1 protein-coding gene is annotated in these 556 nt (G+C 43.0%); it reads left to right on the top strand.

Annotation, left to right across the window (positions count from 1 at the left end; translation table 11 throughout):
* On the top strand, positions 1–433 hold a 433-nt coding region (locus tag LU493_RS19475), incomplete at its 5' end, for a cag pathogenicity island Cag12 family protein (RefSeq protein WP_275289462.1).
* Positions 434–556 lie beyond the last annotated feature (123 nt).

Raw genomic sequence — 556 nt, 5'->3', positions numbered from 1 at the left:
AAAGGAGAACATGATGAAGAAGTTAGTGTTTTTATTGATTTCCATTCTTGCTGGTTGTTCATCACCGCCAGAGCCAACACCCGTGCAGTTTGAAAAGGCAAATGAAGTGATCAATCCCTCATTGCCATATGTCCCCGATTTTCACGGTGTCATAAAGTCAGACGTTAGCGGTAAAGGATGGGTTTATGAGATCACTTCCTTATCCGGAGTACAGGCCAGAACGCCGACGTTTTATTACGCTCTGGCTCATGCGGACAGGATTGTAGTGACAACACATGATGCTGGGCTGTGGTTTCGAATCAGAGATCTGTTGAAGATGGAAGGGGCAACAGCAGTCGTGGAATGGCGAAACGAGAAAAGTTTTTTACCTGAACAGGTAAAAATAGTTTTCATTAAAGCACAAAATGAGGTGAAAAATGACTGGAAAAAATAGAGTGGTTTTACCAGCCTTGCTGGCGTTAGGATTAATATAAACAAAATCTAATTCATATGAACCATGCGCTTCGGTACGTTTGTTATATGGTAAATCAGTCGGGCAAGGGGGAGGGGGTGAATG

The organism is Halomonas elongata, assembly GCF_029081005.1.
Taxonomy (GTDB): domain Bacteria; phylum Pseudomonadota; class Gammaproteobacteria; order Pseudomonadales; family Halomonadaceae; genus Halomonas; species Halomonas elongata_B.
Note: the sequence above shows the minus strand (reverse complement) of the source record. Positions and strands in the feature narration are given on the sequence as shown.